Genomic DNA, 7,842 nt, shown 5'->3' on the forward strand with positions numbered 1-7,842 from the left:
ATGGACATCTCCGTCGTCGTCGCCTCGCGGCCCAACACCCCGCCGGAACAGGACCTGGAGACGGCCGTGGTCGCGGACCGGCTCGGCTACGGCGAGGTGTGGGTCGGCGAAGGGTGGGTGTGGGACTGCTTCACGCTCGCGACCGCCATCGGGCAGGCCACGGAGCAGGTCGCGTTGACCGTCGGACCGGTGCCGGTCTCGCTGCGCGATCCGGCGATGATCGCCGTCGGGGCGGCGTCGATCGCGGCGCTCACCCGCCGCACGGTCGGCGTCGCGCTGGGCGCGTCGAGCGTCCGGTTCGTCGAGGGCATGCACGGGCGCTCCCGCAGCCGACCGGGCACGGCGCTGGTCGAGAGCGCAACCGCCGTGCGGTCGCTGCTCGACGGCAAGCGCACCGACTTCCAAGGTGAGGTGCTCTCCACGCACGGCTACCAGCTGCGGCTCGCCCCGCCCGGCGGCCCGCTCACCATCGCGGCGTTCGGCGACCGTGCGGTGCGCACCGCCGCCACCCACGCCGACCGCATGGTCCTCGACCTCGTCTCGACGGAACGCGTGGTCGAGTACCGCGCGAAGCTGCAAGCGGCCGCGGCGGAGGCCGGGCGACCGGCCCCCGCGCTGGCTGCGTGGCTGCCGGCGGCGGTCGAACCGGACGCCGATTCGACCGCCGAGCTGACCACCAGCCTCGCCGGCTACCTCGCGGTGCCCGGCTACGGCGAGATGTTCGCTGCGGTCGGTTTCGGCGACGCCGTGCAGGCCGCCCGGGCGGGGGCGGACCTTCCTGCGCTGCTGGAGGCGCTGCCCGCCGACGCCGCGAGCCGCGTCGGTCTCGTCGGCGACGCCGACGTCGTGGCCGCGCGCTTGGAGGCCTATGCCGACGCCGGGCTCGACGAGGTTGTGCTCGTGCCGGCAACCGCGGGCGACCCCGGTGGTGAGCGGACCCTGACCGCTTTGGCGAAGTTCAGGTAGTCACCCGAGGTAGACGAGCACCCGGTGTTCGTCGGTGCCCGGTACGGCCAGCGCTTCGTAACCCAGGTGCAGCTCGCCGCGGTCGGGGTGCCGCCAGCGTTCCGTCCCGGTCCAGCGTGGGACGCGGGTCGCGGCGGCGTACCGCTCCGCGAAATCGCTGCCGGGGGTGAGCGCGAGCTCCGCGGCGACGTCGGCGGCGTGCGGATCGGCCAGGTCGGCGGCGGAGCGCAGCCGGGCCGCCCACTCCTCGGCGACCTGACCCCAGTCCGGGAAGGTCGTGCGGGCGCGCGGGTCGGTGAAGACGAACCTCGGGATCGACGCGGCGTCGAGCACGCCGGCGGGCCCGGCCAGCTTGCGGAAGCCCTCCGTGCAGGCCAGCACCTCGCCGGACATGTCGATCAGCACCGCCGGCGTCGGATCGAGCTGGTCGAGCAGCAGCCGCAGGGTGGGGCGGACCGGTTCGCGGGCCGCCGCGGCCGCGCACGTCCGCCCTCCCGAGGTCTTGACCAGCCGCAACAGGTGCACGTGCTCGTCGTCGCGCAGTTTCAGGGCGCGGGCGAGCGCGGCCAGCACCTCGGGCGACGGCCTGCGGTCGCGGCCGCGTTCCAGCCGGGTGAGGTACTCGACGCTGACGCCGGCCAGCTCGGCCAGCTCCTCGCGGCGCAGCCCCGGCGTGCGCCGGCGCGGCCCGCTCGGGAGCCCGGCGGCGATGGGTGTGACCGCTTCCCGGCAGGCCCGCAGGAACTCGCCCAATGGGTTGTCGCTCACCGCTCAACTCTCGGGGTCGAGGAGCTCGCGCACCAGCTCCGGCGGCCGTCCGACGACGGCGCGGGTCGACGTGATCACGATCGGCCGCTCGATCAGCACCGGGTGCGCGGCGAGCGCGTCGAGCAGCTGTTCCCGGCCGGCATCCGCGAGAGCGAGCTCGCGGTAGACCGGCTCACCGGTCCGCATCATCGCGCGCGGGTCGTCGGTGCCGAGCTTGCGCAGCACGTCCTCCAGCTCGGCCCGGCTGGGCGCCTCGTCCAGGTAGCGCACGACCTGCGGTTCGACGCCGAGCTCGTCGAGGATCGTCATGGCACCGCGGCTCTTGCTGCAGCGCGGGTTGTGCCAGATGGTCACGTCCATGCCGGACATGCTCCACCACGGGCGCCGGCGGTCAGCCGTGGGCGGCGAACATTTCGAGCAACCCGCGCAGCGCGTCGTCGCCGAACATCATCTCCAGGTTGCCGGCCGACTCCGCGGCGGAAACCGCACTGCGTGGGAACAGGGCGTCCTCGTAGGCGGTGAGCGCCGCCTCTGCGTTGCCCGGGTGCGCGACGATCGCGCGGCCGAGCTCGGCGCCGTCGAACATGGCGAGGTTCGCCCCCTCCCCGGCGAAGGGCGACATGACGTGCGCGGCGTCGCCGAGGAGCGTCACGCCGGGGGAGCGCGCCCAGCGGTGCCCGACCGGCAGCGCATGGATCTTGCGCGGGACCAGCGCACCATCGGCGTCGGCGATCAGCGCGCGCAGCCCGTCGCCCCAGCCGAAGAACTGGTCGAGCACCACCTTCTTCGCGGTGTCGGCATCGGTGAAGTCGATGCCGTCGAGCCAATGCTCTCCGACGGCGAGCGCGGTGTAGACGTGCAGGCTGCCGTCGGCCTCGCGGTGGACGAGGAAGCCCTTGTGGTCGCCGAGGCAGAAGAACGAGCCCGTCCCGATCAATGCGGCGGCGGCCGGGTGCCGGGTGTCGGCCTCAAGCAGATCGATCTCCACGAAGGAGACGCCGGTGTAGGCGGGGGCCGCGCTGGAGAGCAGTGGACGGATCCGCGACCACGCCCCGTCCGCCCCGACCAGCAGGTCGGTGGTGATCGTCGACCCGTCTACGAACGTCACCTCGTGGCGGCCGTCGTCCAGTGCGCGGGCCCCGGTCGTCTGCCGGTCCCACCGGACAGTGCCAGCAGGCAAGGAGTCCAGCAGCAGGTCGCGGAGCCGGCCGCGGTCGACCTCGGGCCGGCCGCTCGTCCCCTGCTCGTCGGTGGCGAGCTGGATCGTGCCTTGCGGGTCGGCGATGCGCATGGCCTCGCCGCCGGGGGTGATGAGCAGGCGGAACCCGTCGTGCAGCTGCGCGGCGCGCAGCGCCTCCTGCCCGGTCTCCTCGTGGATGTCGAGCTGGCCGCCCTGCGTGCGGACGGCGCGCGATGCCTCCCGTTCGAACACTGCCGCTTCGATGCCGTTGACGTGCAGGACCCTGGCCAGCGTGAGGCCGCCGAGGCCGGCGCCGATGATCGTTATCGGGTGGTGGTGGGTCGTGGTCATGATCGCTCCAGGTGCGGGTCGGGGGTGGGGACGTCGGTCATGCCGCTGAGCACCACCTGCAGGCACCAGCCGAGGCGTTGCTCCGGTGATCCGGCCAGCAGGCGCCCGGCCAGCGCGTTCGTGTGCGGGTGGGTCCGCGCGGGGGCCTCGTGGATGGCGCGGGCGAGCGCGTCCCACTCCTGCTCCGCGGCGCCGGACTGCTGACGCGTGGAGTGCTCGGCCGCGGTGGTCGTGGCGAACTGCAGTAGCAGGTCCACGCCCCATGCGGCCTGCGCCGGTGGCACCCCGCCCTCGTCCAGCAGGGCGAGCAGCCGCTCCAGGAGACGCAGGTAGTGCTGCCCGTGGGGGCGTGCGCTGAGCGCGGCGCGGGCCAAGGCGGGGTGTGCGAAGAGCACGGTGATGAACGAGGTGAGCACGCCCGTCACCCGTCGGCGCCAGTCGCCACTGCTCGCGGCGGCGTCCAGGTCGACGGCGCCGAGCAGCTCGTCCAGCACCGCGGCGTGCAGCTCCGCGGTGTTCGCGACGTACACGTAGAGAGACGCGGCGCCGGTGTCGAGTTCCTGGGCCAGCCGGCGCATCGTCACCTTTTCGAGGCCTTCGTCGCGCATGACGGCAACCGCCGCCGTAACGATGCCCTCGCGGCTCAGCGCGGGCTTGGCGGGACGCTCCCGTCGGCTCATCGGAGTCATGGATCCACTATAACGAACATGTTCGTAACAAACATGTTCGTCGCGTTGTTCCCTTGAAGTGACGCTGCGGCCCACATACGGTACGAGCGTGGGTGACGACACCGGGCGCGTGCTGGACTGGGTGGAGCGGCGGGCCGACGAGATGGCGGCGCTGCTGGCGGAGCTGGTGGCGGTGGACACCGAGAACCCGCCGGGCCGTGGGCTGGGCGAGTGCGCCGAGGTCCTACGCGGTGCGATGGAGCGGCTCGGGTTCACCGCGGAGGTGCTCGACCTGCCGGTCGCCGACCACCTCGACGACCGGCCTCGCCTCGTGCGCGGCGAGATCGGGTCCGGCCCCGAGTTGATCTACCTGCACGGCCACTTCGACGTCGTCCCGGTGCAGGATCGCGCGCAGTTCACGGCACAGCGCCGGGACGGGCGGATCATCGGCCGCGGCACCGCCGACATGAAGGGCGGCATCGTCAGCATGCTCTACGGTGCCGCAGCGGCCGCCGACCTGGGGCTGCTCGGCGCCGGACGCGTTGTCGTCCACCTGGTCTGCGACGAGGAGACCGGCAGCGTCGCGGGCGGCGGCCACCTGCGCGCGGCCGAGCTCATCGACCCGTCGGCCCGCGCGATGGTGACCGGCGAACCGAGCGGCGGGAACGTCTGGGCCGCCGCACGCGGCGCGATCAGCCTGCGGGTCGACGTCCGCGGGCGCGAGGCGCACGTCGGCCAGGCCGACCGCGGCGTCAACGCGTTCAGCCACATGACGCACATCGCCCGCGCACTGGAGCCGTACGCGCAGGAGCTGGCGGCGCGGCACACGGCGTTTGCGATGGACCCCGCCGACGGGCCCGGCTCGATGGTCGTGATCGGCGGGCTCTCCGGTGGCGGCTCCAACTTCAACGTCGTGCCGGGGCACGCCTGGTTCACCGTGGACAGCCGCTTCAACCCGGAGGAGGACCTCGACAAGGAGCTGGCGCGGCTGCAGGGCCTGATCGAGGCGGCGGCGGTCGAGGTCGGCGCCGACGTGTCCGTCCGGGTCACCCAGCTGCAGCCGGCGGCGAGCACCGACCCGACCGGCCCGGCCGCCACCGCGCTGACCTGCAGCATCGCCGCCGTGGACGGCGCGGCGCCGCGGTTCGAGATGTGCGCCGGGATCCTGGAGATCCGCTGGTACTCGCAGCTCGGCATCCCCGCCTTCGCGTACGGCGCGGGGCGGTTGGACGTCTCGCACGGCCCGGACGAGTACGTCGACGAGGCCGCGCTGCGCCGGTGCGCGGCGGCCTACGCGCTCTTCGCGGGGGAGATGCTGGGGTGACCGGGATGGCCTCGACGGTCAGGAGGCCAGGAACTGCAGGAGCTCGCGGTGGAAGATCGTGGGCTGCTCCAGGTTCACCATGTGCCCGGCGCCGGGGCGAGCGCGAAGTCGATCGACGTCCGGGCGCCGAGGGACAGCCCGACCAGCGACGCGCGTGTGATGCCGAGGCCGGTGAGCAGCTGCCGGAGGTCGTCGTAGTAGCTGAAGGTCGCGCTCGCGGTGGACGACCGGCCGTGGTTGCGAGCATCGAAGCGGATCACCGTGTGGTCCCCTTCGAGCAGCGCGACCTCGGCGTCCCAGGTCCGTCCGTCCAGCCCGCCGCCGTGCAGCCGGACGACGGGATCTCCCGCCCCGCGGAGCTCGTAGCTCAGCTCGCCGCCGTCGATCGCGAGCGCCTCGGTTGCCATGATCGGAACGCTATCGGGCCGCCGGTTCAGGACGGGGGGTAGCTCATCACCAGTACGGCCCGGCCGCCACCGGCTCCCGCGGCGTAGACGTGCGGCGTGCTGCCGTCGAATTCGACGCTGTCGCCGGCCGTCAGCTCGACGATGTCACCGACCGGCCCGCTGCGGACCCTGCCCGCCGCGCAGTAGACGACCTCGGTGGTGCCGGGAGGGTGCGCCTCGCCGTCGAACTGGGCGCCCTCGGGCAGGTCCAGTTCGAACACCTCGGTGCGGTGCGGGCGGGAGTCGGTGCGCAGCAGCCGCCCGTGCATCCCGGTGCCGGAACGCACGACCGGGCCCTCGCCGGCGCGCAGCACCCGCAGCGACGCCGGCTCGGTGCCGTCGAACAGCTGGCCGATGCTGAGGTTCAGCGCCCGACCGAGCCGCCACAGCGTCTCCAGCGACGGGTTCGCCTCGGCGTTCTCGATGCGGGAGAGGCTGGTCTTGGACAGCCCGGTCGCGCGGCTCAGCTCGCCGAGCGAGCGGCTGGTCGCCGCGCGGTGCCGGCGCACGACCGCCGCCAGCCGGCGCGCCTGCTCCTCGGCGGCTCCGGCCTCCGGCGTTCCGCTCATGTCACGACCCGTCACGTGTACGGAACCTACTCGCGTCACGGTTGGGGGTGTCCGCCGCGCCATTCGGGGAGCGGTCGACGGTCGGCCGCGATCTCGAACGCGGAGGCGGCCAGCAGGCGCGTTGAGTCGAGTGTCGGCAGCGGGGCCGTTGCGGGGTCGACGAGCAGGGGGATCTCGGTGCAGACCAGCGCGACGGCGTCGCAGCCGCGGTCGCGGAGTGTGCCGATGATGGTGTGGAACGTCGAGCGCGACGTGTCGGTGAAGACGCCCTCGACCAGCTCGTCGAAGATGATCCGGTTGACGACGGCCCGGTCGTCGGCGTCGGGGACGGCGGCGTCGATGCCGTGCTTCGCGAGCGCGCGCGGGTAGAGGTCGCTGTCCATCGTGTACGCCGTCGCGAGCACCCCGACCTTGCGGTATCCGGCGTGCGCCGCCTCCTGTGCGACGACCTCGGCGATATGCAGCCCCGGCAGGGCGAGCGGCTCGCCCGGCACCTCCAACGCGAGGTGGGCCGTGTTGTCCGGGCAGACGAAGAAGTCGGCCCCGGCCCGCGCGAGACGGGTGACGCTGGTCGCGAGAGTGTCGCGGATGCTCGCGTGGTCGCCCGCGTCCCACGCCGGCATGCTGCGCCCCATCGCGATGCAGTCGAGCGTGACGTCCGGGTGCTGGTGCGGTCCCGATTCGGCGAAGCCGAGCTGGCAGAACGTCCGAAGGCACAGCGACGCACCTTCGACGCTGTGGGCGAGGATCCCGAGGTGAGGCATGGTTCGAACCCTAGACGGCAAGCATGGTGCTTCGTCGAGGAATTTGGTCCGGATCGACCCATCTCGGCGGAATGAATTCCGGCCGCCCATCACCTATCCAGACGATCCATTCGGTGGCATGGATTTCCCGGTGATGCATTTTGCACAGCATCACCAGATTGTTGATTTCGGTTGGTCCGCCGTTTTGCCATTCAACAATATGGTGGATGTCGCACCAACTCGCCGGGCGGCCACACCGTGCGCATCCGCGGTCACGGGCGGCGACGGCTCGTCGCATTCCGTCGGGGATCACGCGGTTTGCGCGGCCGATGTCGAGCGGTTGGCTGTCGCCGTTCATGACGATCGGGATGACACCGGCGTTGCAGGCGAGCAGCCGCAGATCCTTGGTGGCGATAGTGCCGCCGAAGTCGAGCACAGCAGTCCGGACCCGGTTCTCCAGCTCTGCGAGTGGGATGTGCACGTTGAGGTGCGGACGGTGCCCGCCGGCGCGGGGGACGTCGCCGTGGTCGAGGACGTAGCCACAAACATCAGCGAGTGCTTCGGCTTGCCGTTGCCCAGTGCTGCGCTGATCGTCGCTGGTGGCCGGCTTCGACTTCGCGTCGATCAACGTGGCGATGGTGGCGAACAGGACCGGGTTGTCGAACCGGCCCTTGATCGTCCCACCGGCCCGGTCGGGGTGGCGGGTGATGGCCAGCTCGTTGACCTCGGACTCGGGTCCGTCGTCGGGTTCGAGCCTGTCATTTTTCCCGTGTAAGCCACGGGTGGACTGATTGTTAACGTATCACAGGGGGAGTCGTCCGGGGAAG

At 72.2% G+C, this 7,842-nt stretch carries 10 protein-coding genes; 2 read left to right on the plus strand and 8 right to left on the minus strand.

What is annotated here, in order from left to right:
* Window positions 1-966 carry an LLM class F420-dependent oxidoreductase gene (locus LL648_RS36905; protein ID WP_232667482.1) on the plus strand — a complete coding sequence of 322 codons (966 nt, stop codon included), beginning with the start codon at window positions 1-3 and terminating at the stop codon, window positions 964-966.
* Here LL648_RS36905 and LL648_RS36910 read toward each other — a convergent pair whose 3' ends face one another.
* Genes LL648_RS36910 through LL648_RS36925 form a run of 4 tightly spaced genes read right to left on the minus strand, consistent with a single transcriptional unit; the run spans window position 967 to window position 3,954 of the window.
* Window positions 967-1,734 carry a helix-turn-helix domain-containing protein gene (locus LL648_RS36910; protein ID WP_232667484.1) on the minus strand — a complete coding sequence of 256 codons (768 nt, stop codon included), beginning with the start codon at window positions 1,732-1,734 and terminating at the stop codon, window positions 967-969.
* A 3-nt stretch (window positions 1,735-1,737) separates the two neighbouring features.
* Complete coding sequence (arsC, locus tag LL648_RS36915) at window positions 1,738-2,094, minus strand: arsenate reductase (glutaredoxin) (RefSeq protein WP_232667486.1); 357 nt, start codon at window positions 2,092-2,094, stop codon at window positions 1,738-1,740.
* Window positions 2,095-2,125: 31 nt separating this feature from the next.
* Window positions 2,126-3,265, minus strand: coding sequence for an FAD-dependent oxidoreductase (locus tag LL648_RS36920; protein WP_232667487.1), 1,140 nt, complete (start codon window positions 3,263-3,265; stop codon window positions 2,126-2,128).
* The gene (locus LL648_RS36925) at window positions 3,262-3,954 is read right to left on the minus strand and encodes a TetR/AcrR family transcriptional regulator (protein WP_232667489.1); all 693 of its coding nucleotides are present in this window, start codon (window positions 3,952-3,954) and stop codon (window positions 3,262-3,264) included. Before LL648_RS36925 ends, LL648_RS36920 begins: the two co-directional genes overlap by 4 nt.
* 88 nt (window positions 3,955-4,042) lie before the next feature.
* Between LL648_RS36925 and LL648_RS36930 the strand changes: the two genes are divergently transcribed.
* Complete coding sequence (locus tag LL648_RS36930; protein WP_232667490.1) at window positions 4,043-5,257, plus strand: M20/M25/M40 family metallo-hydrolase; 1,215 nt, start codon at window positions 4,043-4,045, stop codon at window positions 5,255-5,257.
* Window positions 5,258-5,331: 74 nt separating this feature from the next.
* Here LL648_RS36930 and LL648_RS36935 read toward each other — a convergent pair whose 3' ends face one another.
* From LL648_RS36935 to LL648_RS36950, 4 genes are read right to left on the minus strand one after another with little or no spacing between them, the layout of a single operon-like run.
* On the minus strand, window positions 5,332-5,664 hold the full coding sequence (locus LL648_RS36935) for an alpha/beta fold hydrolase (protein ID WP_232667492.1): 333 nt from the start codon (window positions 5,662-5,664) through the stop codon (window positions 5,332-5,334).
* A gap of 26 nt (window positions 5,665-5,690) precedes the next feature.
* Entirely contained in the window at window positions 5,691-6,272 is a 582-nt protein-coding gene (locus LL648_RS36940) for a helix-turn-helix domain-containing protein (RefSeq protein WP_232667494.1), read from the minus strand.
* Window positions 6,273-6,307: 35 nt separating this feature from the next.
* The gene (locus LL648_RS36945; protein ID WP_232667495.1) at window positions 6,308-7,036 is read right to left on the minus strand and encodes an aspartate/glutamate racemase family protein; all 729 of its coding nucleotides are present in this window, start codon (window positions 7,034-7,036) and stop codon (window positions 6,308-6,310) included.
* A 10-nt stretch (window positions 7,037-7,046) separates the two neighbouring features.
* A complete protein-coding gene (locus tag LL648_RS36950; protein WP_374112159.1) occupies window positions 7,047-7,730 on the minus strand; it encodes an HNH endonuclease in 684 nt (227 codons plus the stop codon).
* Window positions 7,731-7,842: the final 112 nt, after the last annotated feature.

The organism is Pseudonocardia sp. TRM90224 (assembly GCF_021245725.1).
GTDB lineage: Bacteria > Actinomycetota > Actinomycetes > Mycobacteriales > Pseudonocardiaceae > Pseudonocardia.

Coding starts and splice junctions, on each gene's coding strand:
- LL648_RS36935 (WP_232667492.1), bottom strand. CDS start 5,664: ATGGCAACCGAGGCGCTCGCGATCGACGGCGGCGAGCTGAGCTACGAG.
- LL648_RS36940 (WP_232667494.1), bottom strand. CDS start 6,272: ATGAGCGGAACGCCGGAGGCCGGAGCCGCCGAGGAGCAGGCGCGCCGG.
- LL648_RS36905 (WP_232667482.1), top strand. CDS start 1: ATGGACATCTCCGTCGTCGTCGCCTCGCGGCCCAACACCCCGCCGGAA.
- LL648_RS36925 (WP_232667489.1), bottom strand. CDS start 3,954: ATGACTCCGATGAGCCGACGGGAGCGTCCCGCCAAGCCCGCGCTGAGC.
- LL648_RS36945 (WP_232667495.1), bottom strand. CDS start 7,036: ATGCCTCACCTCGGGATCCTCGCCCACAGCGTCGAAGGTGCGTCGCTG.
- LL648_RS36920 (WP_232667487.1), bottom strand. CDS start 3,265: ATGACCACGACCCACCACCACCCGATAACGATCATCGGCGCCGGCCTC.
- arsC (WP_232667486.1), bottom strand. CDS start 2,094: ATGGACGTGACCATCTGGCACAACCCGCGCTGCAGCAAGAGCCGCGGT.